Here is a 25308-nt window from a genome sequence, read left to right as displayed (position 1 = left end):
CCGCTGCGCGGCTTGCGAGTGAAGCGAGCCGCGTTGCGGCTCGCGGTGGCGCGTTGCGCCACCGAGGCTCCCCGCGTTGCGGGGAGCTCGATCCGCGTTGCGGATCGAGGGAAGTGAAGGCCTCCCGCGTTGCGGGAGGCGTCCGATCCGCGTTGCGGCTCGGACCAGGGCCGCGTTGCGGCCCGCCGGCAGCACGAAGTGGGTTGCGGTTTCGGGGTGTTCCTCACGTGCGGGAGTGTCGGCTCCCCGCGTTGCGGGGAGCAACCGATCCGCGTCGCGGATCGGCGGGCGCCGGCGACAAGGCCGGGGGTTGCCGAGGTGGTGGGTCGGGCCGGCATCGTTTTGTCATGACCGCATCTATGCCCCGGCAGGTATTCCGTCTGCGTTTCAAGGAGTTCGTCGTCAACCCCACGGACCCGGATCTCACCTGTCGCGAACTCGACCTCCACGCGGACCTGTTGACCTTCGAGGACGGCACCACCACGTTCTGGCTGGAGGGAATCGAGGTGTGCGACTTCCCCTCCGCCTCGCTGGGCTCGGTGGAGCTGATCACCGCCCCCGACACGAACGTGAGGAAGCCGGCGTCGAACGTGGACGAGACCGCGGACAAGGCCTACTCCGTGGAAGAGATCCGCACACGGCACGCCAACGCCTACCAACGGTGGACACCCGAGGACGAGCAACTGCTCCTGGAACTCCACGCCGCCGGGCACGGCCCGGACGAGCTCGCCCGGCGCTTCGACCGCCAACCCAGCGCGATCCGCGCGCGACTGGGAAAGCTTGGCGTGCCGGAATAGGGCGGAACGGCAAGCCGCACCCCTCCCCCGCCTCGAACGCGAGACGCGGGTTCGGCGGACGGATCGACGCGTGACCGTCGTCGTCCACGATTTCATTCGTTCGGGGTGACTCGATGCCTTCGAGGTTCATGTGACTCAAAAATTTCGCAGGTAGACTTTGACGTGAAGCGAGTATCACGTCGGGTATTCACGAGGCATGACGAGGAGGGCCGGTGCGCAATTTCGCACCACGGCCTCGGCCGCACCAGATCGAAGCCGTCGACGCCGCCGTACGCGGCCTGGAAGGGCCCGTACGGCCCGGGGGCAACCGCGGACTCCTGGTGTCCGCCACCGGCACCGGGAAGACCCTGATCGCCGCCGAGACCGCCAGGCGACTCGCACCCACCGGTGGCACCCTCGTCCTGGTCCCCACCCTCGACCTGCTCACCCAGACCGTCACCGCCTGGCGCACCCTCGGACACGAAGAGGCCATGCTCGCGGTCTGCTCCCTCGAAGGCGACACCGCACTCGGCGCAGCGAACGTGCGCGCCACCACCAGCGGACCGAGCCTCGCCCTGTGGGCCCAACAGCACGTGCAGTACACGGTGTTCGGCACGTATGCCTCGCTGGGCAGCATCATCCACGCGCACACCGGGCCCTACGGGATCCCCGCCCTTCCGGCGTGGAGGCTGGTGCTGTGCGACGAGGCGCACAGAGCCGCCGGACACGTCGACAAGAGTTGGACCGACATCCACGACAACACCCTCGTCCCGGCGCAGCGGCGGTTGTACATGACCGCCACACCCCGGATCTACGAGTCCTTCAAGGGGCGGCGCAGGCGGCGGCGCAGCGAACGGCGCGGGGGTCCGGGAGTCGGCGCGGGCGGCCAGGAGGCGCTGTTCGAGGTGGGTTCGGGGGGCGGGGCGCACGGCGTGGGCGGCGGCCTGGAACACCTCGTCGAATCTCACACCGGACCTCACATCGAGCTTCCGCCCATTCCGGACGACATCGCATTTGATGTCGATCCGGAGGATGAGTATTTCTCGCCGGAAATGCAAGCCGGGATGATCGATGAAGGGGGTGAAATGTCCGCTTCATCTGATGGGTCATCAGATGAAGGTGGTGACGCGTTCCGGGTTCGGGCGCCTCGGCTGCCGCGCGTTCCCGCGCTCCCCGAGGAACTCGCCGTATCCATGGACGCGATCGACATCTACGGCCCGAGGGTCTTCCACCTCGGACTCGCCGAGAGCATCCGACGCGGGCTGCTCGCACGGTTCGTGGTGCTGGTGGCCGACATCAGGGACACCGAGCTCAACCAGGCCCGACGCGACGCGCTCAAGGCGTTGGACGACGAGAGCCCGGACGCGCCGAAACTGGTCGAGGCATGGCGCGGCAAACGCCTCGCCTCGCTGCAGACCGCACTCCTGAAGACCGCGCGAGAGAACGGACTGCGGACCGTCATCACCTTCCACCACCGCGTCGCCGAAGCCAGGGCCTTCGCGCTCGGACTGCCCGACGTGGGCCGGCGGCTGCGGGCCGAACTCCCGGACCAGGCGCCCACGGACGTGCGCGCCGAATGGCTGCACGGGGACCACCCGGCCGAACACCGCCGACGGGTCTTGGGCCGGTTCGCCGAACCCGGCACGCCGGGTGACCTGTCCGTGGTGTCGAACGTGCGAATCCTCGGGGAGGGCATCGACTGTCCGGCCGTCGACGCCGTGGCCGTCTTCGACGAAATGTCGAGCGTCGTGAACATCACCCAGGCCCTGGGCAGGGCCCTGCGGCAGAAACCGGGGCAGGGCAAGGTCGCCGCGATCATCGTCCCCGTCTTCCTCGACGACCACGAACACCCCGACGACATGCTCCTCTCCGACGGACACCGATACCTCGTCACCGTGTTGGAGGCGCTCCGCGCCCACGCACCCGAGACGGTCGAAGCACTCGCCGTCCCCCAGGCCCGAGCACACGACGCAGCACGGGCGATCGCCGAGGACGAGACCGACAACGACACGGGCGACACGGGCGGCGGCGCGGCAGCGGTGGGCGGCGCAGGTGTGGTGGACGGTGAGGGGGCCGTCGAGGGCGTGGGTGGGGTCGTGGAGGGTGTGGTCGGGTCGGTGGGTCCGGATGTGCCGGGCGGGGGTGTGGAGGCGGAGACGCGGCCGTTCCTGCGGTTCTCCAGCCCCCGTGACCCGGCGGTCGTCGCGGACTTCGTGCGGCTGCGGGTCATCGATCCCGACGAACGCGACTGGGTTCGCGGGTATCTCGCCGCGCGGCGGTTCCTGTGGACGCACGGCCATTTGAGGATTCCGCTCGATACGCGGGACGGGCACGACCACGAGTATCCGGTCGGGCGGTGGGCCGCGGTCCAACGACGCGAGTACGCCGCGGGACGCCTGCACAAGGACCGGGTGCGCAAGCTCGTCATGCTCGGGATGGTCTGGTCCCACCCCGACGCCGCCTTCGACGACGGACTCGCCACCGCGCGACGGTATGTCGAGCGTGTGGGGCACCTCGCCGCACCACAGAACGCCGTCCAGGACGGCGTGCGCATCGGACAATGGCTCGCCAACCAACGCCGCCACGGCGTCCTGGACGCACACCCCGAACGCGAAGCCGCGCTCCGGGAATTGGACCCGTGGTGGAAGCCGGAAGGGTGGACCACCGCATGGCAGAGGGCCGCCAACGAAGTGCGGCTGTACCTGGGGCGCGGCGGGGTTTTGGAGGAGCTGACACCCGGACACGTCGCCGGCGGGCGGGACATCGGCACCTGGGCGCAGCGACACCAGCAGGCGGACGTGCGGGCACGACTGGGGCCCGGACAACTCGAACAGCTCGACGAACTCGGCATCCGACCCGAACACGACGGCGGCGCGGGGGACGGTGGCGGCGCGGCGGCGGGTGAAGGTGGCGTGGCAGTGGATGGCGACACGGGCCCCGAAAGCGTGGCGGTGGCTGTGGGCGTCGGTGGCGGGGACGGTGGCGGCGAGAGGGTTGCCGGTGCCGGAAACGGTGTGGAGGAGGGCGGTGCGGTTGCGGGCGGGGACGGCGCCGGGGCCGCCCCGGCGCCGAGGCGCGGGCGGGGCGCGTGGGAGACGGCGTTCGCCGCAGCCGTCGCCTACCGCGAACGCGAAGGGGACCTCGACGTACCCCGCGCGCACGTCGAGACCGTGACGACGGAGACCGCGGCCGGGGCCGAGGGCGGCGCGGGCGAGGGCGAGGGCGGCGGGGTCGTCGACGTGCGGCTTGGCAAGTGGGTCAACAACCAACGCACCCGTCGAAGTTCGATGAGCGAGGAGCGGGTGCGGCTGCTCACCGAACTCGGCATGCGCTGGTGAGGCGCGGCGTCGAGTCGGGGTCCGTCGAGGACTCGGGTTCGGTGGGGGTGAGATTCGCAGTGAGGTTCCGGTGAAATCGAGGGTGGAGGGTTCGTCGAGGGTGCCCGTGACCGTCGGGATCGAAAAGGTCGGGGTGTCCTGGCGCCGTGCGCGATCATGACGGCATGCTCCCTCCGCGACTGCTGTGGCGTGATCCTCGGCGGATACCCCGTCTCGACATCCAGGACGTCGTGATCGAGATCGTGCGGGATCCGTCGTTCCACGAGCCGTCGGAGACGGACGTGTGCGGCTGGTTCGTGCAGGTGTGTCTCACCCACGACCGCACCTACGCCCGGGGCGGGTGCGGCGAGGGCGAGCATCTCGTCGAGTTGGTCTGCTCCGTACACGGTCCGGAGAACCTCGAGGCCCACCCGCTCATGCACCGCTTTCCCACCGGATTCACACCCGCCCTGTCCCCGGAGCAGTATGCCGAACTCGAGAACGACCTGTATCCGGAAGGTTGTGGGCGGCCCGCCGGGCGTGACGCCGACACGATCACGGGCCGAACCCGGGAATGGACCTCGGCCTGGCGACGCGCTGCCAACGCGCCGCGATCCCGCCCACGCATCAGGCGGAGTTCGTTGAGCGAGGAGTGGGTGCGGCTCCTCACCGAACCCGGCACGCGGCGGCAAGGGGTGGTGTCGGCCCGGGGGTTCGTGTTCGGTGGGGTGAGGTTCGCAGCGGGATCGAGGGCGGTGGGCGTCACCAGGCGGTGATTTGGAGGATGTAGACGCGTTGGTGGCGGGGGACGACCTGGTAGACGAACATGCCGTTCGCGACCAGGGCCGTGCCGCCCTGGGGTGATATTCCCTCGTAGGTCTCGCCGTGGAGGTAGAGCGCTTCGGCGGCGCGGACGAGTTCGGCGGCCTTGTCCTCGACCTGGACGATCAGGACCGGCGGGGCGTCGGCGGTCACGTACGGCTCGTCCGGTTCGTACTCCCAGGCCCAGGTCACGCGGTGGCCTCGCGGGCCTCGGCGAGGACGGCGAGGAGTTCCGCGCGGGCGGCCTGCCAGGCGGGGTCGTGGCGTTGCAGGGTTTGCAAGGTTTGTTCGGCCGTGTGGCGGCGGGCGAAGAGGTCGGGGCGACGTTCGACTTCCACCTCGCCGGCCCACACCGTCAGCCAGCCCTGGATCGGTCCCAGGTGTGCGGTCTGCGCGGCGAGTTGGAAGGCCTCGTTCTTCTGGCGTTCCATCTCGGGCAGGCGATGCGGTGCGACGCGGGCCAAGGCCACGCGCAGCGCGTCGGGAGTGCGTTCCGGGCGGGGCAGGCGTGCGCCGTTCGGCAGGGGTGTGGTGGGCTCGCTCATGCCGCGTCGTCCTCTCGGTGGGCGGGGGGTACGTGGCCGGTCGCGGTCAGCGAGGTGATCAGGTGTCCGTCGACGTAGCCACCGAGGAGTAGTTCGCACAGCACGGGCATGGACTTCACGCCCGCCGCGGCGCGGTGGTGGTCGGCGCGTGACCACGCCGCCTGCGACAGCGGGCCGGTACGGCAGCCGGTGCGGGCGGTGCCGTCGCGGGTGGGGCCCAGGGTCCTGCCCGGGGGTGGGGAGATCGTCACCCGCCCGTCGGCGTAGGCGTGCAGGAGGGCCTCGAGCACCGGCGTCAGATCCAGGGCATCGCCGGCCGCGCGGGCGCGGGCCCGACGCCACACGGCGACGTCCATCCACACCAGACGCTCACGCGCACCGTCCTCAAGAGCGTCGACGGTCTCGAAGGCCGCATGGGCGTGGGTGGCGGTGGCGTCCGGCATGACGTCGTCTCCCGTCTCATGTCAAACTCCCTCGGATCGATCACAATCCTAGATGCGCCACATCGAGCCCTGCAAACCCCGGCGTCCGGACCACACGTCCGGTGACCTTCGCGTCCGGCCTCGGATCGGCCCATCGTCCCGCCACGCCCTTCAAACGGCGACCGACGCGCGGGCGGTTCACGGCCCGGACATCGGCAGGCACACACACAGGCCTTCACGTGAGGACCATGGACACCTCTGCCCGGGCGTGCCGGTGTTGCCGCCGCCCGCGACGTTCCATCGGCTGGTGAACGCGTTGGCCGATCCTGGTGAGCGGTGCGGGAGCACGGCGAGGACGGCCACCGGTGGGGGCCGGTCGGTCGTCCGTCGGGGGTGGTGCGGCCGGGGGAACAGGTGCAGATCGACACCACGCGCCTGGATGTGTCGGCGGTCCTGGAGGACGGCACGCTGGGACGTCCCGAACTGACGATCGCGGTGGATGTGGCGACGCGGTCGATCCTGGCGGCGGTGTTGTGTCCGGCGGGTACGAAGGCGGTGGATGCGGCGTTGTTGTTGGCGGAGATGGCGGTGCCGCATTCCGCCCGGCCCACATGGCCCGCGGCGTTGGGGTTGTCGGTGGCGGCGGTGCCGTATGAGCGGTTGTCGTCGTCGCACGAGCGGTTGGAGGGTGCGGCTGCGCGGCCGGTCGTGGTGCCCGAGACGATCGTCGTGGACCGGGGGAAGGTGTTCGTCTCGAAGAGTTTCGTGGCCGCGTGTGAGACGTTGGGGATCAGTGTGCAGCCCGCGCCGCCGCGCAGGCCGACCGCGAAGGCCGTGGTGGAACGGACGTTCGGCGCGATCAACACACTGTTGTGCCAACACGTGGCCGACCGCACCGGCTCCCATGTCCTGGTACGCGGGCGGGACGTGGCGGACGAAGCGTGCCGGAGGGTTGCGCAGTTGCAGGACTTCCTCGACGAATGGATCGTCTGTGGGTTTACCGACCGCAGGAGCTCGTGCACCGGCTCTGAACTGCGACGACTCATAGACTACATGTCCGTGACGCTGGCTCACCACGGTTGGCGACCAATCGTCGAAGCGGCTGTCAGAACGCCATGGAACGGCTGCTGGAGGGTGTGGTGATCGCTGGCCGGTTGGGCTGCGGTTGGATGGTCGGCGCGCAGGGGTCTGCGTTTTGGTCCGATCAGCAAAGGAGTGTGCAGCCCGGTGGATCAGGTGCATGAGGTTGTGGCGGGGAACCGCTATCCAGGACGGGGTGTGCTGTGGGTGAGGACCCTGGGCGGTGCGCTGTGCGGCGGCTATTTCCTGACCGGCCGCAGTGTCGCCTCGCAGGCCCGTGCTCTGCGCCGAGGCGATGGTGAGCTGATCGTCTCGCCGACCGGCGAGTCCGGGCACGATCCGCTGCGGCACTATGTTGCGGCTCGCGAGCGGGACGGTTGGCTCGTCTTCGGCAACGGCGAGCAGGTTGCCGTGGTGTCGGACCTCCTCCAGGCGGGCCGGACCCCGGCCGAGGCGCTGGGGGGTCTGGAGTACGAGCCCGACCCGCCGATCTTCACGCCCCGGATCACCGTGGCCGCTGATCTGCGTGGGGGGCGGGATACCTGGTTCGGTGCCGCGCGCCGAAGCCGAGGTGGGCGGGCTGCTGCTGATGTATTGATGCTCACGGTTCGCGATCTGGCCCCGGGGGATGCCGTGCTGATGACGACGTACCGCTCCGACGGGGACCGTGTCGCGACTGGTGAGCCGTTCCTCGAAGCGTGGACCGAAGCGGCCGATCAGAACGAACTCCTGGAGGAGCTGTGGGGCGCGCTGGCCCCGGAGTTCCGCGTGGCGGCGGCGGTCTTCGAGCCCGGACGGCTGGCCGACGCCGCCATCCGCCACGCGGTGGATGCCCAGGTGTGATTACCCGGTGGATGGGGCGATCTGGGATTCGAGGTCGGCGACGCGGCGGTCCTGGAAGCGCAGGTTAGAACGGGCCGCCTTGAGCCGCTCGTCAAGGGTGCGATTGTCGGTCGTGAGCTGGCGGACTCGCTGCTTGAGGGTGGTGTTCTCGGTGGTGATCCGCTGGATGGCCTCCTCGGTCGACTCGGCTTCCAAGTCCCTTATCTGGCCGAGGAGTTCGCCGATTCGGGTCCGCTGGGTGAGGACCTCGGTCCGGGCGGCCTTGAGGGCTTCCTCGGCGTTCAGTGCGCGCTCGCGCCAGGTTGCCTCGCACTCGTCGTCCTGTTCGACGAGCATCCGGGTCCGACGGTCACCTGCCTCGGCTATGGCCGTGGCGATGGCGGCCCGGGCTTCGGGGTTGGCATAGAGGAAGGTGCGTGAGACGTTCGCCCGCCGGGCGACAGCGGCGACGCTGACCTGGGCCTTCTCGCGTTGGAGCCGGGCGATGGACTCGCGGACCCGCAGGAGGGCCGAGTCGGTCTTGCTGCGGCGGGCTGCCAGGGCAGCGGCGGTGCGGGGTTCGGGGACGGTGTTCATGCGACGTCCTGTTCGGGGCCGGTGTCCTCGGCTGTGCACGTATTGCTGTACTCGTTCTCTTCCTCGGTGCCCGCGTCGGCGAGGTCCGCGGCGCGGAAGGCGGTGGACCAGACGCGGTGGAAGTAGTCCTGGGGTTTGCGCAGGTCCAGGGCGAGGGCGTCATCGAGGAGGCCGAGGCCGGCCAGGGCCTTCTCCAAGCCGTCGATGGCGCGGGCGGTGGGCTCGAAGTAGCGGTGGAGGTAGTCGGCGGTGGCGTCGTCGGGGGCGCCCTCGGCCAGCAGCCGCCACTGCTCGCGCTTGCGCCGCCAGTAGAGGAGGTCGGCGCCGGACAGGACGAACTTGTCGCAGTTGCGGCAGTCCAGGTTCCAGGGGCAGGCGCCGCCGTCGACGACCGGCTGGAAGGTACAGAAGCCGCCTTCGGCGGGTGTGCTGCGGCGGGACAGATCGATGGCGAGGGCCTGAGCCTGCTCGCGGGTGAGCGGGGTGGTCGCCTCGGTGAGGATTTCGCCCGGGCTGGCGGTTCCGGAACCGGCGACCCAGACGTGTTGGAGGACGTCTTCGAGGTCAGACTGGGTCAGGTGGACGTAGTGCTCGGCCATCCGTTCGGAGACGTGGCCGAGGTATCGGCGGACGTGGGTCAGGGTCGCCCCGGCTCTCAGCAGGCTGGTCACCAGCGAGTGCCGGGCCTGGTGGGGGACCCAGCGGCCGATGTCGAGCTCGTCGATCCAGAGCTTGAAGCCCTTGTGGAACCACTTGTAGGACAGCGGCCGACGTCCGTCGCGGTTGCGGATGTTCGTAGGGAACAGCGCCATCCTGGTGCGTTCCTCGGCGGTGGGCGGCCGGTTGTTCCGGGCCCTCGAACAGGGTCGGGGTCTTGCGCTGGCGAGCTTCCAGAAGTTGGTGGACTCGCTCGGGGATCCGTAGGGCCTGGTCGTAGTTGCCGACTTTGGTCTGGTCGTGCCAAAGCATCGGGAGTCCGCCGTAGCGGCCGAGGCACTCCAGGCGGAGCTGGAGGATCTCTCCGCAGCGGCGGCCAGTGACGATGATCGTCTCCCAGGCGTCCCGCAGGCCGCGGTCGAGCGGGTCGTAGGTCCCTGCGAGCCTGAGCAGGTTGGTCTCGTCAGCGAGCGCGCGGGCGACACCGTCGGCGAAGGGCTGCCGAGGCGGCTGACCGACCGTCCCGGGGCGGGCATGGCGGCGATGAAGGCCCGGTCCAGGCCGAGTCGTTCGGCCTCTCCCGATTCCAGTGCCCCGCGCAGGAGCCGCCGGGTGCGGTGGAAGACGCGCTGTCGGGTGTTGGCGGTCACGATTGACGGCTTGCCATGGACGCCTCTGGCCGCCAGCGAGACGAGACCGTCCCGCTCGCGTTGCCGCTGGTCGGCGACGAACTGGTGCATGTGCTCGGCCGTCAGTGCCCGCGGGTCGTGGCCGCCGGCGGGAGCGTGGAGTTCCAGGAAGGTGCTCAGCTCCAGACCGGCTCGGCGCATGTCGTCGAAAGTGCCTCCGCTGCGCGGACAGCTCGGAGAGCGCAGGATCGCGACCAGGTGGTCCCAGATCAGGTCGCGCAGCCATCGCTGGGAGACGCCGGTGAGGTCCATGCGGACCGAGCGGCCGGTGAGCTTCCGCCCGAAGTGCTCGGTGAGGATGTATCCGAGCTCGCGCGTCTCGGCCGGCGTCACATAGAGAGGGTGCAGCCAGCCGGTCACGGCCCGCAGGATGTGGACCGCCTCGCGGCTGACCGCCTTCTGCAGAAGCCGTTCCTCCTCGGGGCCCGCGTCTGTCAGCGACCGGAGACGGTGCTCGCGGGCGAAGTTCGCCAAGCCCTGCCAGGTGACCAATTCCCAGCGGCCGTGCGCCTTTTGGGTGTAGGTGAACATGCCCCACTTGATCTCGGCCCGCAGCTGCGGATGCAGCCCCCGGAGGTTGACCTGCGCGGGCCGGAGCACTGCCACGGCACTCGCGCACCAGCGCTCGAAGGCGTGCTCGTCCTCGTAGCTGACCGGCGCGACCAGCCCGCGGCGTCCCTAGCGGGTGCCCCACTGCGAGGGCAGGGTCGCTCCGCCCGGCCTGCCGTGCCTGCGGTAGCGGCGCTCGTGCCGGAAGCACAGCCCGAGCGGGGAGTCCGCCAGCTCCGGGCAGACATGGACCCGGCAACTGCCGAAGCCAGGAAGGGGTCGCCGGTCGAGGAGCCAGGCGTCGAAGTCGGCATCGCCCCCGCGGCGGCCGCGGTGGTTGTACCAACGGAACTCGTGATAGTGGCAGAGCTCCAGTGTGAGATGTCGGGCCGGGCGCTCGGGGCGGATCCCACAGGTCCGTTGCTCCACGCCATCTCCGAGACCGACGGGCGCCGCGGTGCGGAGGAACTCGGCTCGCGTTCTTCCCCGGTCGCGGTGGTCGCGCCAGAGCATCTCGTGGGATGAGCACAGATCGCCGTGGCCCATCGTGGACCGGTCGCAGTCAGCGCAGAGGCAATTCCACCGGTAGACCGGGTGGTTCGGTGGGACCTTGATGATGTCCGGGCGGAACAGCGGGTCGAACAACGGGGCGCTGATGAGTGCGGTGAGGACCTCCAGCCGGTCCCTGCCCGTGCGGGTATCCGGCTGTGGCAGCAGGGTTGTCACGGTCACTTCGGCTCACCCCCAGACAGTGCGCAGGGCGGCGTCGAACGCGGGGTCATGGAGGTCGAGGTGGCCGTAGACCTCGTCGACCGTGGCGGCCGAGGCCCAGCCGCCGGCGTCCCGGGCTATCAGCAGATTGCCGTCGGCGGCGTCGAGGACCGCGGAGGTGAACGTGTGTCGGAAGGCGTGGGGTTCACCAGCCCGAGCCCGGCGCGTTTCCCGGCCCGGCCGAGCATCCGCCGGGCCCCGACCGGCGCCCACGGCTGCCCGACGCGGGCGCCGTGCAGCTGGACCAGGAGGATGCCGTGTCCGGCCCCGCGCGGGTACTCGCTGGTGAGGTACTCGAAGTAGGTGTGCACCATCTCCGGGCTGACCCGCTTGATCAGCCCGCCGGTGACCGTGCCGTGCTCGACCTGCCAGGAGTGCTTGGTCTTGGCCTCGGCCCGGTTGGGGTTGCCGGGACGGTGGCAGACGTGCAGGTGAGGGCTGCGGCACTCGTTGCAGGCCGCGTTCTCCCGCAGGTGCAGGTCGACCAGGTGCAGCCCGCACATCTCGCCGACCCGGAGCCCGCCGTCGGCCAGCCAGGTCACCATCATCCGGTCCCGGGCCGAATTCACCGCCTTCAGCAGCTTCTCCCTGGACCCGTCGGGCAGCATCTTCGGGTGCCTGCGGTGCGGCCCCTTCGGCACGAGCGGGTTCGCCGGCAGCGCGGTCTTCACGTGCCCGAGCAACGAACGGCGACGGTCCACCCGCGACGGCAGCCGCGTGCCGTCGAGCTTCTCACCGAGGTCCACGTTGACACCGAGGGACGCCTGGTGCAGGTAGAAGCCCTTCAGACAGGACGCCGATATCGACAGCGCGGACCGGCCGTACGGACGCTTGCCCACCCGCCACGGCTCCCCGAGCGGCATATGGACCTCAGCACCGACGATGCCCATGTACCGTTCCAGGTCGCGCAGTTGGACTGTCACGAAGTCCAGGCACTCACGCTCCAGCCACCGCAGATGGTCCACCAGGTAGTACGCGTACGTCTTCTGCGTGCCCGAGCCGTCATGGATGCGCAGGAACCGGTCTGCCTCGGCGTGGAGCGTGCCCTCCGGCCAGACGATGGTCCACGACCTCCGCCCGCCCTTCCGCTCGATCCGCTGGACTCTCAAGTCCCCAACAACAAGCTGCCGTACCACTCGTCCTCCGTACCGACTCCAGAACATGACGAACGTCCTGAACCCGGTCGGTAAACGAGCCCGTGACGTCCACGCCACAGGCTCGGACGGACATCACGAACAGCACAAATCACGGTCGGTAAATGCGGGTGGCAGGGCCGGCCCCACGAGGGGCTGCGGCATCCGATGACGGCCGGGGCGGCGCCGGCGCCGAACGAGATGTGGGGCGCGCTGGTGGGGGCGTGCGGGTATGTGCCGGTGCCGCTCGCCGGACGGGATTATGTGGAGTTGCTGCCGGTGCGGTGGCATCGGGTCACCGACCGCGGGATCCGTATCGACCACCGCACCTGTGACCATCCGGTCCTGGGGGCGTGTCGGGGACGGTCCTCGGGAGCGGTCGCGCGGCAGGGCAGGTGGGAGGTGCACCGCGACCCCCACGACGGCCGCCGGGTGTGGATCCGATTGCCCGGCGGAAAGTTCGCCGAGGTGCCGTGGATCCACCGCGACCACGCGAACGCCCCGTTCGACGTCCACGCGTGGAGGCACGTGAGGGAGAACGTCGAACGACGCGGGGACCGTGAGCGGCACGAAGCCGACCTCGCCGACGCCCTCGCGGCGCTCCTGCGCGAGGTCCGCCCCGCCGCAGGGCCCGCCCGCGGCGGGAGGCGAAGAAGTCGTGGACGCGGGGACAGCGCGGCGGGTCGGGCGGTTCCCGGGGCGCACCGCGTCGTGGAGCAGGCGGGCACCGGGCACGACGGGCATGCCGCGAACTCGGAGAGTGTCACGGGATTCGCCTTCCTCCTACGGCATGCGGTCTCAGCTCATAGCCCGCTTACTCCCCCGAGGCGTGTTTGCGATCCAGCAAAACGCGCCGAGGGGGGCCCAATCGAAATGGTCAAGACCGGCGGACAGCCTATCCAGGATGGATTCGACCGTACCCGACCACGCCTCGAACCCATCCTCTCCGAGATCTCCCACCTGCATCAACCCCTGTTGTAGCAGCACTTTGAGGACCGCCATTGCATTTCCGCGAAAGTCCTCCGCTTCAAACTTCACAGAATCTCTCACCACATCGAGAAGTCGATCGACGGGGAGCCAATCATCCAACCCCTCGATCAACAATTCTCGGACGATCACGTTTACATTCACGAATGCCTACTCGGGAAGATGAACTTTGAAATGCCTCGGTTCGAAAATATCGATCGTCTCACCGGGAGTCCCAAACCTGTTCGAAGACGAGGAAGCTGTACGGAACTGCATCACGGTCCCATCCCCGAGCGTGCATCCGGTGATCGGGAACGTCCTGCGGGCGGCATGGCGTGTGTGTATCGCCGTTGGCGGCTCCTCTAGCCTGTGCTGAACCTCCTGACAGTCCGGCACTCGTGTATCCGGGCTTTCGGTTGGGGCTCGGGAGGGTGGTTCGCGTGGGGTGGTTCTCGCGGGAGTTCGTTCCGGACGTCGTCTTCGAGTCGGTGATCGCGGACGGGGTGATCCGGCCGGCGTACACCGACTACGACGGGGTGCTGTGGATCGAGGACGAGGATCGCTGCCGCAGCCGCCGCCCTCGCGCCCGCGCGCGGCTGCGTGGTGCTGCCAACGGCCGTCGGTTCGGCCGTTCCCGTCTTCTACCGATCACCGGGGGTGTGGTGCGATCCTGGGCCCATGTCTGACTGGACCCACGTCGTGCGAGGAGAGGCCGTCGTCCTGCCCGGGACGCTGGGAGGCATCCGCGCGGCACTGCCCGAGGAACAGCGAGCCGCGTTCGACGAGGAGATGTACTCCACCCCCCTCGAACACCTCGCCCGTCGGGCGATCCTGGGCTGGGCCCTCCCTCCGGAGGCGCACGAGGAATCCGAGGAGGACCTCGCGCGCATCAGGGCGGGCGACTACACCGGCGTGACCGACGGCCTGGGCAATCCGGTCCGGCCACCCGACGGGGAGGACCCGTGAGCTACCGCGTCCAGTACGCCAACGCCGCCGAGGCCGCCCTCGCCAAACTCTCCGATTCCCGCAGACGCGAAATAGTCACCACCGCCGACGCCACCATCGGCCGCGACCCCTACGGACACGGCTCCTGCGCCATCCGAGGAGACCGCGACCGCCGCGAAGTCACCATCGCCCGGGCCTTCGTCACCTACGAAGTCAGCCCCAACGTCGTCGTCGTCACCGTCATGCAGGTCACCGCGCCCTTCGGCTGACATCCACGGCACGGAGGAGCTCCGTCGTCGTGCCCGCGTCACCCATGTGGCATCGCGGGCACCTCGGTAGCTCCTGCGTCGAGGTTGCGGGCCTCGTGCGCGAGAACCTCGGCCACCAACTCCCGACACACCGTGAACAGCGCGGCCCGATCGGCACGTTCGAGAACCGCGCCGTCGTCCAGGGATCGGGGCCATGCCCGCACGACGTCCTCGCGGCACTCGGGGAATCGCGTGAAGGACGTCGACGAGGTTGGGGCGCGTCACCTCGGCCACCCTCCTGCCGGAGGGGCGTATCGCGGGTTCCTGTACAGCGAGTTGCATGTGAGGAGCCGACGAGGAATAAGGCTAGCGCGGTCGCGAATGAAGCGACCGGGAATTTTCTCGGTCTCGAACCACCCGGAACTCCGGGGCCGGCTTCTCGCCGCGGAGGCGGTCAATCTCTCCCTCCCCCCGCCGTCCGATGGCCGTCACCCGGACGGCGGCGCGGACGGTGGATCCGGAGTTGGAAGAGGCCACGGTACGGCCAAGGCAAGGTGGTAGTGCTGAGCCGGCACCACGTGCGGTACCCGCTCGGGAGCGGCTTCCCGGGGTCTTGGAGGGACGACGCGTCCACCGCCGGGTGGAAAAGAGGAGCCCGCCCGCCCGGATTCGTCATCGGGTCGAGAGACGCCTATGTGCAGCGGGCCCCGTCGTCGTGCCCCAGGGGATGACCACCCCGGGGCACGCAGGCGCAAGTCGCGGTCGGCGTACGCCGGTAGACACCGCAGTCGCGTCCTCGTGCCCGCAGCCCGACTCCGCCTGTGGTCGGGGAGCGGGAGACCATTGCTGATCTCCGGCTACCCGACCACAATGCTGTGACTGAGCGCTTCAGTTGGCCGGTTGAGCGTTACAGCAGGCAGGTTGGCGCAGATCACGGAATACCGGCGCTATTCGACGATCCATCTGTCCGATGACGGATCCGGTAGGCCGGGTCTCGCGGCGGCTTCCGGATGGTGGGATGTGATGATCGGAATCATGCAGCGCCCGGAGTACCGCAAGACGGAAATCGGCAGCCTCGCGCAGCGTGAGCTGATGCACCTGGTCCTCCTGCGGATGGTGGTCCACCCGGTCCAGGCGTGGTCGGACGTGCCGAGCATCGCCGAACGGCGCACGCCGGAGCAGGCGGGCCCGCGCCGCGAGGGCGTGGTTCGGGGCTCGCGGTTCCGCGACGGTGTCCACGACAACGGCGTCGTGCACCGCGTTGCGTGTGCTGATGTCGCATGACCGGCGCTGATGCCTTTCTGGAGGCTCTCGCGACAAGCGGCCTGCCGCCCCTCCGCGGCCGGCGGCACGTCGGCGACGACTTCCGCGCCGATGTCATGACCCGCGAGCTGGGGCCCCTACGGCTGGCCCGGCTGGTGACCCCGGAGGGCGAGTGCTTCCGGGACGCGCGATCCGCCCGCGCCGCCGACGGCGAGCTGTGGCAGATCGAGCTGGTGACGCGGGGGTGGGTACGTGCCGAGCAGGGCGGCAGCACCGCTGTGCTCGGGCCCGCCGATCTGGTCCTGATCGACCCGGTGCGGCCGGTCCGGTTCGCCGGCACCGCGACCACGCACGTGACCGTGCTGGTACCGCGGCGCTCGCTGCGGCTCGGACCGGACGACGCCGCCCGGCTGGCCGGAGTGCGTATTCGCGGTGACCGCGGCCCCGGGGCCCTGGTGTCCTCGCTCGTGCGGGACATGGCGCGATCCCTGGACGGGTTCCGCGCCGACGAGGCGGACAGGTCGGCGGCCGCGGTGATCGAGTTGATCGCGGTGGCGCTCTCGGCTCAACTGGGCAATTCGCGTCCGGTCGCCGACGAGGCATTGCGCACCCGGATCGTCGGCTTCATCGAGGCGAGGCTGTCCGACCGGGATCTCGCCCCGGCGAAAGTGGCAGCGGCGCACCACATGTCCGTGCGCAGACTGCACAAGCTCTTCAAGGACCAGCCTCTGACGGTGGCGGCCCTGATTCGCCGACGGCGCCTGGAGCGGTGCCGCGCGGACCTGGCCGGGACCGACCGCACCGTCGCGGCCGTCGCCGCCGACTGGGGGTTCGCCGATCCGGCGCACTTCAGCCGGCTGTTCAAGGCCACCTACGGATACAACGCGGTGGCGCTCACGTCCAACAACCGTGCACAGATGATCAATGCGTCCACCACCGGGGCTGCCGAGGATGGTGACTGACAGCGGAGAATGCGGAAAGGCGATCACATGGAACAGTCGGTCGAGGCAATGAGCGCCATCCCGGCCCGAATGAACGAGGGATGGAACCGCGGTGACGCCGCGGCGTTCGTCGCCGATTTCGCGGATGACGCCGAACTCGTGGACTTCGAGGGAACCATTCACAAGGGACCCGAGTCGGTAATCGCATTCAATCAGCCGCTCTTCGACACGGTACTGAAGGGTTCCCGGCTGGTGCGGAGCGAGGTTCCGTTCGCCCGGATCGTCCGCCCGGGCTGGGGTGTGGTGCACCACCGCGTCGGCCTGGTGATGCCGGGCGAGGAGGAGCCGCTCTCGAGCCGCTACCTCATGCAGCTGCTCGCGGTCGTGTGGCAGAACGACCGTTGGGAGGTCACGACGCTGCAGAACGCGCGCTTGATCTCGTTGGAAACCGCGATGGCCCTGGACGCCCGGGCCACCGCCGAGTAAGGGGCACGATGCCCGGGTGGACGTACACGAGATCGTCGACCCGGTCGCCCAAGGGACTCCCGGCGCCACCCGATCAATCGCAGTCGGCGGCGCCGGACACCAATCAGGCCGCAAGCCGCGAACCGCTCGTTTCGGCACGTTTCTCCTGCTCATCGAGACGGCCCCGCTCCTCGAGCAGAACAAAGTGCCCCTCCACCGGCAGATGAAGCCACTGCTCGACACCTACGCCGACCACCTCAGCCATGCGTTCGACGCGGAAGGCTCAAGCGGCCAGATCAAACGCTCACCGGCCAACCGAAGCGCTCAGTCACAATTCGCCGAAGGCGGCGGCTCGGTGGCTCAGCCGCGGACGCCGAACCCGACGTAGTCCACGTCGGTGAGCTCGACCTCGTCCAGGTCGCCGGCGCGGGTGCCGCCTCCTCGCCGGAGGCCACGTCGCACAGATCATCGGCCACGACCCACGGTAGCCGACGTCGGTGGGTTGCCCGAGGCGGCTGCCGGGGCGGTGGCGCTGCTGGATCGGCGGGTGATCCCGGAGTCGCGTGGCGTGATGTCCCGGCCGAAACAGTGCCCTGCTCAGGGGTGACGGCCTGGCGCCGGCTTCGGAACCGGACCGAGGCCGGCGTCTGGCCGCGCCTGCACGCGGCCTTGCTGGCCGAGTTGCGCCGCGCCGACCTTCTGGACGTGGATCACTGCGCTGTTGACGGCTCGCATGTCCGGGCCCTCAAAGGGGGGATCACGTCGGCCCTTCGCCGGTCGACCGCGCCCGTCCTGGTTCCAAGCACCACCTGATAGTCGACCGACACGGAACCCCGCTCGCAGTCACCCTCACCGGCGGCAACCGCCACGACGTCACCCAGTTCCTGCCGCTGCTCGACGCGGTTCCGCCGATCCGGGGGCTGCGAGGGCGACCTCGCCGCAAGCCGCGGCACTTGTATGCCGACCGGGGTCACGACTTCGACAAGTACAGCCGCCTGCTGTGGAAGCGTGGCATCAGACCGATGATCGCCCGACGTGGCGTGGCCCACGGCTCAGGGCTCGGCAAGGTCCGATGGGTGGTAGAGAGGGCCTTTGCTTGGCTGCACCGGTTCAAACGGCTCCGGACCCACTACGAACGGCGCGCCGACCTCCATCAGGACCTGCTCGAACCGGCCTGCACCCTCATCTGCCTCCGACGCCTGCCCACCGTACGGTGAAGCAAGTGGTCAGACGAGGATGATCGGATTGGTGAGTGCGGCGACGTCCCCGTTGTGATGGCGGACCTCGATGCGGACGAACATTGACTCCTCCGCCGTCGTGTCCCACCGCACCACACCTGCCCCGTCGCCGGGGACAGACACCCGGTGAACCTTTCCTCCATCGGTGTGGAAGCTGACAGTGCCCACCGGCACGCCTCGCACTGCCGCCCGCACTTCGACCTGCCCACCATGAGTCGTGAGCTGTTCTCCCACCCCGACAACGTGACCATCGGCATTGGCAGTGAACGTCACGTCCACGTCCGCCGACTCGGCGATCCAACTGCGGCCGGCACGGATTCCGGCCAGGATCGCCTCGGTGTTCAGCTCCTCGGCATGGACCACGGTGTGCGGGATGCCGATCTGCCCTTCCCAGTGCGTATCGCTGTTGCCCATCGCCGGCCGCCACGATCCCGTGTGCATGTCCGCTGCGAGGCTCCGCCCCCACTCCGCCAAGGCTGCCTCGTTGTCAGCGTTCCAAGGTCGGTCCGAAGTCCACAGTCCGTTCCAGACCTCCACCACGTCGAAGCCCCGGAAGGAAAACATGAAGCCGCCCGACGGATAGGGCGCATGCGGGTGTGCGGCCACGCACAGCCCTCCGACTTGACGGACCTGATCCAGACACCGATCGATCAACCCGTCCCCGACCTGGTGGTTCCAGTCGATGACCTCGCCGGGTTTGATGCCGAGCGCCAGCCAGTGCCCGGTCTTCGTGGTCACTTCCTCACCAAGAATGATCAAGAATTCATCGGTAGCCAGGTGCCCCCACGCACCGGATTCCGCAGCCGAGTTGTGCTCCGTCGTCGCCATGAAGTCGAGCCCGGCAGCGCGCCCCCCAACGGCCAACTCTTCAGGAGTGAGTTCCCCGTCCGAGTGAACCGAGTGGACATGGCAGTCCCCGCGGTACCAAGCCGCCCCGCGCCCGACCGCCCGCGTCGGCGGGAAGCTCAAGTTCGACAAGGTTCTCCCCCATAGTCCTGTCGAGCCAACGCACAACCAGAGCCACCAGTTCCGTCGCACCACTGAGCGCCATCTCAGCCGAGATGTCGGATCGCATTCTGAAACGATCAGGAAGAGAGCAACACCACAGTTGCAGGCGCTGATCGTCATCCCGGCTACCTCACCCGGAAGAACGGCCCTTCCCCCCTGAGAGCAGGGCACACCACACTGGCGGGATAAGTGATTCTGTCGGTGGCGTCCTGTGGCCGGTCGCCTCGGCCTGGGGGGTGGGCTTGTACTCCTGCCGCGGCCAGTCCTCGAAGACCTTCGTCCACGAGGCCGTCGTCGAATACCTGCGTCGGGGGCGGCCCTTGAGCGTGCTTTTCGCGGTTCTCCCGGCCGTCCGTGAGTGTGGTGAGACGATGCACTGCATCGGGTGACCTGGGGTTCTTCTCCGCATCTCTGGGGCTGTCGTGATCGTTGCGGCATGTTGCAGACGAGATCGGAGGAGACACCCTTGAGGGCCTTTCCTGTGAGGCTGCCGTCCGGCGTCCGGTACTGGACTGTGGTCGATGAGAATTACGCGGTGGTGCCGGAAGCGGACGCCTTCCTGCGGCACGTGCGGTTCGGCAAGGACCAGGCGGAGCTGACGACCCGGACCTATGCCGGGCACGTGGCGCTGTACCTGCGCTGGTGCGCCCGGACCGGCCGGGACTGGCGGGCGGCGGCCGAGGAGCTGGCGCTGTTCGTCGTCTGGCTGAAGTTCGGCACGAAGGACATCACCGGTATCGACCCGCCGGCCGGTAGCGGGCTGGTCCACCCGGGACCGGGCGCCGAACCGGCGCGGGAACCGGCGCGGATCGAGAACGTCCTGACCGGCGTGCGGCAGTTCCTGCTCCACGGCATCACCGCAAAAGCGGTGCCGTCGGCCGTCATGGCCCAGCTGTACGAGGTCGCGGAGCCCTGGGACCTGCCGGAGCACGCCCGGGGCGAGGGGCTGACCGGCTACCGGATGCGGCCCCGCCACCGGGTCAAGGTCCCGCGCAAGAAGGGCGAGCGGGCCACCGACGCCGAGACCGTCGCCCTGTTCCTGGCCGCCCGCAACGCCCGGGACCGATTCATCGTGCTGCTCCTGGGCCGGGCAGGTCTGCGCCCGGGAGGGGCGGCGGGCCTGCGCCGGGAGGACATGCACTTCATGCCGGACTCCTCCGCGCTCGGCTGCCCCAGGAAGGGCTCCCACCTGCACACCCTGCGCCGGGACAACACGAACGAGGCCTGGGCGAAGCGGCAGACGACGGCGGCGCCGGGCCGGTGGAAGCCGGTCGACCGCCTATTGGTGCAGGCCTACGACCAGTACGTGCTGGAGCGGATGGCGCTGCCGCACGGCCCGCTCAGCGACTTCGTGCTGGTGAACCTGTTCGCCGAGCCGCTCGGCGCGCCGATGTCCGCCGACGCCATCACCGAGCTGCTCGGCCGGCTCTCCCGGCGGGCGAAGCTGGAGCGGATCGTCACGCCGCGGATGCTGCGCCGCGCGGTGGGCAGCAACGTCGCCGACGCGGGCGGCGTCCAGGACGAGATCGCCGCGCTGCTCGACCACGCCCGGTTGTCGAGTGCGGAGCCGTACCTGACACCGGCACCGGATCGGCTGCGGGCCGCGGTGGAAGCGGTGCCCACGCCGCGCGAGCTCGGCGGAGGGGCCCGGTGACGACCTTTCTCGCGCCGGTGACCGTGCCGGACGGACCGGTCCCAGGGCCGGACGCGGCGGATGCCGAGTTGGCCGCCTTCCTGTGGCCGATGATCAGCGAGGAGTTCCTGGCCGAGGCCGGCTGGGGCACCGAGCGCCGCGTCCTGGACCCGCCGATCGGCCACCCCACCCTGGGAGGCCGCCGCTGCCCGGTGCCGGGCTGCCTCTCACCGGCAAAGGGCCACCAGCTCTGCAGCACCTGCAACTCCCGGCACCGCAAGTCCACGGTGCCCTACGAGGAGTTCGTCCGGACCCCGCGCACCGCCTCCTACCTGGGGGTGGGCAACTGCCGGGTGGCCAGCTGCGAGCGGCCGTGGACGGACTCGGCTGGTCGCCCGGTGTGCCGGACGCACTGGTGGCAACTGCAGAAACACGGCGGGACGTTGGAGGTGTTCCTGGCCGACCCTGCGGTGAAGGGCCTTCCCGGGCTGGGCGACTGCTCGGCGTTGGCCTGCAACCGCCAGGCGGTCAGCGCAACGGGTACCCGGCTGTGTCGGGCTCACGAGGTGCACGCGCAGAGCCTGCGCAAGAACGCCGGGTTCGACGAGGCGGAGTGGTTGCGGATCGCGCCGTCGGTCGGTTTCGCCGCCGAGGTCAGCTTTCGCAGTCTGCCCGACCTCGTCGTCGCCCAACTGCTGTTCGGGCTCCAGCACCGCTGCCACCGCGGCGCCCGCACCGACATCGGCAACTTCCGCGCGCTGATCGACCGGACGATCCGGCCCTCGCAGGCCAGGCGGCTGGAGGACGTTCCGTCGCCTGCGGCGAACTCCGCTGCTCTGATCCTGCTGAACCGGCTCCGCGTCTACGCGACCCGGGCGGTGAAGACGCCCGAGGGCGAGTACGCCAAGGACGAGTGGGACCTGGTGGCCTTCGGCCACCGCGGCACGCTCGTGTTCACGGTGATCCATCAGACCTGGATGCGTGAGAGCGCCAAACGGTGGGCGCGCGACTACCTCTCCCGGGTCCGCTCGCGCAGCTCCGCCTCCCATGCCCAGAACCACCTGCACGGCCTGGCCAAGCTCTCCGACACCCTGCGGGCCCGCCCCGACGGCGGCGCCGACCGGGCCGAGCTCGGCCGCTCCGACATCGAGAACTTCCTGAACCGGATGTCGTTTCTGGAAGCCAACGGCCGGATGACCGGCAACACCCGGCGCACCTACGTCCGCATGGCACGCAACGTCCTGCGGGACGCCCGGGCCCTCGGCCTGACCCGCCCCGGCCAGCCGATGGCCGGCCTGCCGGACGACTTCACCATCACCCGCTACGACGTGCCCAAGGCCCCGGAACCACCTGAGGAAGGCCAGGACCTGCCTGCCGAAGTGTTGCGGCAACTCTGCGCGCGCCTCAACCTGTTCGAGGACATGACCTGCCGCGAACTGCGGGTCGCGGTCGAGCTGATCATGGACACCGGCCGGCGCCCGGACGAGGTCTGCCGGTTGGGGCTCGACTGCCTGACCCGCGACGGACAGGGCAGGCCGGTCCTGCTCTACGACAACCTGAAGGAACAGCGCATCCGGCGTCAGCTGCCCATTCACGAGCCGACCGCGAAGCTGATCCTCGATCAGCAGGAACGGGTGCGCGACCGCTTCCCGGGCCAGCCGCCGTCGAAGCTGGTGTTGCTGCCGACACTCGTGCTGAACCTGCGCGGCGACAAGGCGGTGAATTCCACCCACCTCAGCGCACTGCACCGCGAGTGGGTGGAGGCACTGCCGGAGTTCCGACTCGACGACGGCACGGTCTTCGACAAGGAGAAGATCTTCCCCTACGCCTACCGGCACTCCTTCGCCCAGCGCCACGCGGACGCCGGAGTCGCCGTCGACGTCCTGGCCGAGCTGATGGACCACGACAGCCTGGAGTCGACCCGGGTCTACTACCGGGTGAAGGAAGTACGCCTGCGCGAAGCCGTCGACCGGGTCACCACCATGCAGTTCGACCGGCACGGCACCCGCGTCTGGGGCGCGGTGACCACCGTGCTGGACGCCGAGCGCACCCGCCGGGCGATCGGCGAGGTCCACGTCCCGTTCGGCACCTGCTCCGAGCCGTCCAACGTCGCCGCCGGTGGCGGGGCCTGCCCGCTGCGGTTCCGCTGCATGGGCTGCGACCACTACGGCACCGACGTCTCCTACCTCCTCCCCGAACTCCACGCCTACCTCGACGACCTGCTCCGCACCCGGGAGAAGCTGCTGGCCATGGCGGCAGCCGACGACTGGGCCCGCGCCGAGGCGATGCCCTCGGAGGAGGAGATCCGCCGGGTCCGCCGGCTGATCCGGCGCGTCACCGAAGACGTCGACCGGCTCACCGATGCGGAGCGCGCCGAGATTCAGCAGGCTTCGGCCATCGTCCGCAAGGCCCGTCAGGGCTTCCTCGGCATTCCCCGGGTCCGCCAGACCCAGCCCGACCTTCGACCGGAGCGACCCGCATGAGCCCGCCCGACCCCACCATCCAGGCCATGCTGGACGGCCGTCGGGCCGACACCGGCCGCCGCCGCCAGCGCGTCCTGGCTGCCCTGGCCGACACGGCGAAGGACGGAACGCCAACGAGCGTCGTCGGCATCGCCCGCCGGGCCGGCGTCGACCGCACCTTTCTCTACCGCCACCGCGACCTCCTCGCCCAGATCCACGCCCAAGCCGCCGAACCGCCCGCGATTCCCGGCGGCCGTGGGCCGGCGGTCAGCCGGGCGTCGCTGAAGGCCGACCTGCTGGCGGCCGATGCCCGCACCGCGCGCCTGGCCGCCCGGGTCCGCGCCCTCGAAGCCCGCCTCGGCGAGGTGCTCGGCGAACAGGTCTGGCAGGAAGTCGGCATCGGCGGCCCCGACGACGCCGAACAGGTCAAGGCCAGGATCACCGGCCTCGAACAGCAGGTTGTCGACCTGGAGCTCAACCTCCAGAACCAGGGTGACGACCTCTCCGCCGCTCGCACCGCAAACCGCGAGCTGATGGCCCAGCTCAACCGAGTGAGAGGACTGGACAACTCGTAGTCTCCGCAGGGAAGTTCAAGTCAGTGCGGCGTTGTAGCCTCCCGGCATGTTCACAGTCAGACGTGCCGACGCGCGCCAGCGGCACCGCTCCTCGCGTTCGTATGACCTCTGAGGTTCCAGGGCCTGTGTGGCCGCCCCGGCCGGAACCGTTGGATCCGGCCGAGGGCGACCGCGGGGCTCGGATGCGCATGCTTCAGCACATGCGCGCCTTCTGGAACGACGTCAATGGCACGCGTCGTGAACGATTGGAAGCCGAGGTATCGGCAGCGAAAGTGCGTCAAGCGCAGGTCAGCGCGTTCTGGGACCGGCACAAGACCGTGGTGAAGGGGCGGTGGGCCGGACGCACAGCCGGACGTGGGAAGACGATGGTCGCCGACATCTTCGAAGTCGCGGTTCAGTGGCACCCGAACAACGTCGCCCGGCCCGAAGAGGTTTCAGCCACAGCTCAACAACGCGGCGTCGCGGTGAGCCCCTACTTGTGGCAGTGCCCGCTTGGCCTCGGTCACAAGCCCTGGCTGGCGTGGCCGAAGGACCGGGTCCAAGCCGGAGCGGGTTGCCCAGCCTGCCGACAACTGATTCGGCTCGCCGACGTCCCGACACTGGCCGATCAGTATCGGGGTCCGATCCCGGCAGGCGAGGCATCCTTCGCGGCACATGAGCGGGTGCCGTGGGTTTGCCGAACATGGGCCGTTGAGCCGGCCACGGGCGGATGGCACAAGGTCGAGCACCATTTCGACGCGGTGATCAAGGAGCGAGCACTTCAAGGGGATGGCTGCCGGGTCTGTGCCGGATACGTCGTAGACGACACCAACTCGCTGCTGACGTGGTTTCCGGAGATCGCCGCCGAGGTCGACGACCCAGATCTCGACCCTCGCCGGTTGTCTACAAGCCAGCACAACGTCTCCAGGAAGAGGCTGGACGAGGACAACCCCGGAGGCACCTACGAGAAACTGCCTTGGCGCTGTCGGCATGGGCACCGCTGGGAGGCAACCGTCCTCAACCGGGTCCAGGGCGCAGGCTGCCGGCATTGTTCAAGGGCTGGGATCTCGAAGGAACAAGTCCGGCTCATCGCCGAACTCGCGGGGCTTTTGGAGCACATCCCGCCGGAGCCGCGGGACGCCCGCCTGCCAGACGGCCTGACTGATTTCGCCTCACACCAGATCACAGTGCCACCTCGGTACAAACCGGATCAGTGGCGTTACAAGGCGGTAGAAGTCGACGCCGTTTTCCGTATACGCGGCGGGCTCCGAATCGGAATCGAGTACGACGGCTCGTATCACCACTCGGCCAAGCGGAGGGACCGTCGGCAGTTCGAATCGGAAAAGAGCCAGGTTCTGGCAGCTGCCGACAAGCTGGACCTGCTCGTCCACGTAAGGGTGGGCGA

The 25308-nt window shown here is 69.4% G+C and carries 24 protein-coding genes and 3 pseudogenes; 17 read left to right on the top strand and 10 right to left on the bottom strand.

Translation table 11 applies throughout. From position 1 onward, the window contains the following. Positions 1–347 precede the first annotated feature (347 nt). The 3 genes from ACFXMF_RS18080 (at position 348) to ACFXMF_RS18070 (ending at position 4869) form a co-directional block, all read left to right on the top strand. A complete protein-coding gene (locus ACFXMF_RS18080) occupies positions 348–797 on the top strand; it encodes a hypothetical protein (protein ID WP_379989005.1) in 450 nt (149 codons plus the stop codon). A gap of 212 nt (positions 798–1009) precedes the next feature. After that, positions 1010–4114, top strand: coding sequence for a Helicase associated domain protein (locus tag ACFXMF_RS18075; RefSeq protein ID WP_379989004.1), 3105 nt, complete (start codon positions 1010–1012; stop codon positions 4112–4114). Positions 4115–4278: 164 nt separating this feature from the next. Continuing rightward, positions 4279–4869 (top strand): hypothetical protein, encoded by a 591-nt coding sequence (locus ACFXMF_RS18070; RefSeq protein ID WP_379990087.1) that lies wholly within the window; start codon positions 4279–4281, stop codon positions 4867–4869. Here the strand turns inward: ACFXMF_RS18070 and ACFXMF_RS18065 are convergent. Genes ACFXMF_RS18065 through ACFXMF_RS18055 form a run of 3 tightly spaced genes read right to left on the bottom strand, consistent with a single transcriptional unit; the run spans position 4856 to position 5903 of the window. Next, a complete protein-coding gene (locus ACFXMF_RS18065; RefSeq protein WP_379990088.1) occupies positions 4856–5107 on the bottom strand; it encodes a hypothetical protein in 252 nt (83 codons plus the stop codon). The two genes, ACFXMF_RS18070 and ACFXMF_RS18065, sit on opposite strands and share 14 nt — an antisense overlap. Further along, positions 5104–5460: a hypothetical protein gene (locus ACFXMF_RS18060; RefSeq protein WP_379990089.1), complete on the bottom strand. Its 357-nt coding sequence runs from the start codon at positions 5458–5460 to the stop codon at positions 5104–5106. The genes ACFXMF_RS18065 and ACFXMF_RS18060 overlap by 4 nt, the downstream gene beginning before the upstream one ends. Next, a complete protein-coding gene (locus ACFXMF_RS18055) occupies positions 5457–5903 on the bottom strand; it encodes a hypothetical protein (RefSeq protein WP_379990090.1) in 447 nt (148 codons plus the stop codon). The genes ACFXMF_RS18060 and ACFXMF_RS18055 overlap by 4 nt, the downstream gene beginning before the upstream one ends. Before the next feature lie 244 nt (positions 5904–6147). Between ACFXMF_RS18055 and ACFXMF_RS18050 the strand changes: the two are divergent. Beyond that, positions 6148–6881 (top strand): annotated as a pseudogene (locus tag ACFXMF_RS18050) (transposase); the annotation flags it as partial. A gap of 216 nt (positions 6882–7097) precedes the next feature. After that, entirely contained in the window at positions 7098–7805 is a 708-nt protein-coding gene (locus ACFXMF_RS18045) for an IMP cyclohydrolase (RefSeq protein ID WP_380020686.1), read from the top strand. Here the strand turns inward: ACFXMF_RS18045 and ACFXMF_RS18040 are convergent, their stop codons facing one another. The 5 genes from ACFXMF_RS18040 to ACFXMF_RS18020 form a co-directional block, all read right to left on the bottom strand. Then, positions 7806–8381, bottom strand: a complete 576-nt coding sequence (locus tag ACFXMF_RS18040; RefSeq protein WP_379990091.1) for a DUF6262 family protein — start codon at positions 8379–8381, stop codon at positions 7806–7808. It abuts the gene before it with no gap. Next, positions 8378–10333, bottom strand: coding sequence for a tyrosine-type recombinase/integrase (locus ACFXMF_RS18035; protein WP_379990092.1), 1956 nt, complete (start codon positions 10331–10333; stop codon positions 8378–8380). Before ACFXMF_RS18035 ends, ACFXMF_RS18040 begins: the two co-directional genes overlap by 4 nt. A 72-nt stretch (positions 10334–10405) precedes the next feature. Beyond that, on the bottom strand, positions 10406–11002 hold the full coding sequence (locus ACFXMF_RS18030; protein ID WP_379990093.1) for a hypothetical protein: 597 nt from the start codon (positions 11000–11002) through the stop codon (positions 10406–10408). Between the two features lie 125 nt (positions 11003–11127). Beyond that, complete coding sequence (locus tag ACFXMF_RS18025; protein WP_379990094.1) at positions 11128–12156, bottom strand: integrase; 1029 nt, start codon at positions 12154–12156, stop codon at positions 11128–11130. Positions 12157–12978: 822 nt separating this feature from the next. Beyond that, a complete protein-coding gene (locus ACFXMF_RS18020) occupies positions 12979–13311 on the bottom strand; it encodes a hypothetical protein (protein ID WP_380020684.1) in 333 nt (110 codons plus the stop codon). 275 nt (positions 13312–13586) lie between these two features. Here ACFXMF_RS18020 and ACFXMF_RS18015 point away from each other — a divergent pair, with 275 nt between their 5' ends. Genes ACFXMF_RS18015 through ACFXMF_RS18005 form a run of 3 tightly spaced genes read left to right on the top strand, consistent with a single transcriptional unit; the run spans position 13587 to position 14360 of the window. Beyond that, positions 13587–13832 carry a hypothetical protein gene (locus tag ACFXMF_RS18015; protein ID WP_379990096.1) on the top strand — a complete coding sequence of 82 codons (246 nt, stop codon included), beginning with the start codon at positions 13587–13589 and terminating at the stop codon, positions 13830–13832. Further along, positions 13825–14112: a hypothetical protein gene (locus ACFXMF_RS18010; RefSeq protein ID WP_379990097.1), complete on the top strand. Its 288-nt coding sequence runs from the start codon at positions 13825–13827 to the stop codon at positions 14110–14112. The genes ACFXMF_RS18015 and ACFXMF_RS18010 overlap by 8 nt, the downstream gene beginning before the upstream one ends. Beyond that, positions 14109–14360, top strand: a complete 252-nt coding sequence (locus ACFXMF_RS18005; protein ID WP_379990098.1) for a hypothetical protein — start codon at positions 14109–14111, stop codon at positions 14358–14360. The genes ACFXMF_RS18010 and ACFXMF_RS18005 overlap by 4 nt, the downstream gene beginning before the upstream one ends. A gap of 38 nt (positions 14361–14398) precedes the next feature. Here ACFXMF_RS18005 and ACFXMF_RS18000 read toward each other — a convergent pair whose 3' ends face one another. Then, positions 14399–14563, bottom strand: coding sequence for a hypothetical protein (locus ACFXMF_RS18000; RefSeq protein WP_379990099.1), 165 nt, complete (start codon positions 14561–14563; stop codon positions 14399–14401). Between the two features lie 697 nt (positions 14564–15260). Here ACFXMF_RS18000 and ACFXMF_RS17995 point away from each other — a divergent pair. From ACFXMF_RS17995 to ACFXMF_RS17975, 5 genes and pseudogenes are all read left to right on the top strand, one after another. After that, positions 15261–15623: a hypothetical protein gene (locus ACFXMF_RS17995; protein ID WP_379990100.1), complete on the top strand. Its 363-nt coding sequence runs from the start codon at positions 15261–15263 to the stop codon at positions 15621–15623. Further along, positions 15620–16564, top strand: a complete 945-nt coding sequence (locus ACFXMF_RS17990; protein ID WP_379990101.1) for a helix-turn-helix domain-containing protein — start codon at positions 15620–15622, stop codon at positions 16562–16564. The genes ACFXMF_RS17995 and ACFXMF_RS17990 overlap by 4 nt, the downstream gene beginning before the upstream one ends. A gap of 27 nt (positions 16565–16591) precedes the next feature. Beyond that, complete coding sequence (locus tag ACFXMF_RS17985) at positions 16592–17029, top strand: SgcJ/EcaC family oxidoreductase (RefSeq protein WP_379990102.1); 438 nt, start codon at positions 16592–16594, stop codon at positions 17027–17029. 16 nt (positions 17030–17045) lie between these two features. Further along, positions 17046–17396 carry a hypothetical protein gene (locus ACFXMF_RS17980; protein ID WP_379990103.1) on the top strand — a complete coding sequence of 117 codons (351 nt, stop codon included), beginning with the start codon at positions 17046–17048 and terminating at the stop codon, positions 17394–17396. Positions 17397–17405: 9 nt separating this feature from the next. Further along, positions 17406–18225, top strand: a pseudogene (locus ACFXMF_RS17975) (IS5 family transposase). A 9-nt stretch (positions 18226–18234) separates the two neighbouring features. On the opposite strand, the gene ACFXMF_RS17970 reads toward ACFXMF_RS17975, so the two are convergent. After that, positions 18235–19215, bottom strand: coding sequence for a CehA/McbA family metallohydrolase (locus ACFXMF_RS17970; RefSeq protein WP_380020682.1), 981 nt, complete (start codon positions 19213–19215; stop codon positions 18235–18237). 553 nt (positions 19216–19768) lie between these two features. Here ACFXMF_RS17970 and ACFXMF_RS17965 point away from each other — a divergent pair. From ACFXMF_RS17965 to ACFXMF_RS17950, 4 genes and pseudogenes are all read left to right on the top strand, one after another. After that, positions 19769–20908, top strand: coding sequence for a tyrosine-type recombinase/integrase (locus ACFXMF_RS17965; protein ID WP_379990104.1), 1140 nt, complete (start codon positions 19769–19771; stop codon positions 20906–20908). Further along, positions 20905–23370 (top strand): tyrosine-type recombinase/integrase, encoded by a 2466-nt coding sequence (locus tag ACFXMF_RS17960; RefSeq protein ID WP_379990105.1) that lies wholly within the window; start codon positions 20905–20907, stop codon positions 23368–23370. The genes ACFXMF_RS17965 and ACFXMF_RS17960 overlap by 4 nt, the downstream gene beginning before the upstream one ends. Continuing rightward, positions 23367–23924: a hypothetical protein gene (locus ACFXMF_RS17955; RefSeq protein ID WP_379990106.1), complete on the top strand. Its 558-nt coding sequence runs from the start codon at positions 23367–23369 to the stop codon at positions 23922–23924. The genes ACFXMF_RS17960 and ACFXMF_RS17955 overlap by 4 nt, the downstream gene beginning before the upstream one ends. 101 nt (positions 23925–24025) lie before the next feature. Beyond that, positions 24026–24943: pseudogene (locus ACFXMF_RS17950) on the top strand (zinc-ribbon domain-containing protein); the annotation flags it as partial. Between the last annotated feature and the right edge of the window lie 365 nt (positions 24944–25308).

The organism is Embleya sp. NPDC059213, from assembly GCF_042754445.1.
Lineage (GTDB): Bacteria > Actinomycetota > Actinomycetes > Streptomycetales > Streptomycetaceae > Embleya.
The sequence above is the reverse complement of the archived record's forward strand: the minus strand, read 5'-3'. Positions and strand labels throughout refer to the sequence as shown.

Excerpts from the sequence above, each read along its gene's own strand:
- ACFXMF_RS18080 (WP_379989005.1), top strand. The coding sequence starts at position 348 with ATGACCGCATCTATGCCCCGGCAGGTATTCCGTCTGCGTTTCAAGGAG.
- ACFXMF_RS18070 (WP_379990087.1), top strand. The coding sequence starts at position 4,279 with ATGCTCCCTCCGCGACTGCTGTGGCGTGATCCTCGGCGGATACCCCGT.
- ACFXMF_RS18060 (WP_379990089.1), bottom strand. The coding sequence starts at position 5,460 with ATGAGCGAGCCCACCACACCCCTGCCGAACGGCGCACGCCTGCCCCGC.
- ACFXMF_RS18055 (WP_379990090.1), bottom strand. The coding sequence starts at position 5,903 with ATGCCGGACGCCACCGCCACCCACGCCCATGCGGCCTTCGAGACCGTC.
- ACFXMF_RS18040 (WP_379990091.1), bottom strand. The coding sequence starts at position 8,381 with ATGAACACCGTCCCCGAACCCCGCACCGCCGCTGCCCTGGCAGCCCGC.
- ACFXMF_RS18010 (WP_379990097.1), top strand. The coding sequence starts at position 13,825 with ATGTCTGACTGGACCCACGTCGTGCGAGGAGAGGCCGTCGTCCTGCCC.
- ACFXMF_RS17990 (WP_379990101.1), top strand. The coding sequence starts at position 15,620 with ATGACCGGCGCTGATGCCTTTCTGGAGGCTCTCGCGACAAGCGGCCTG.
- ACFXMF_RS17985 (WP_379990102.1), top strand. The coding sequence starts at position 16,592 with ATGGAACAGTCGGTCGAGGCAATGAGCGCCATCCCGGCCCGAATGAAC.
- ACFXMF_RS17955 (WP_379990106.1), top strand. The coding sequence starts at position 23,367 with ATGAGCCCGCCCGACCCCACCATCCAGGCCATGCTGGACGGCCGTCGG.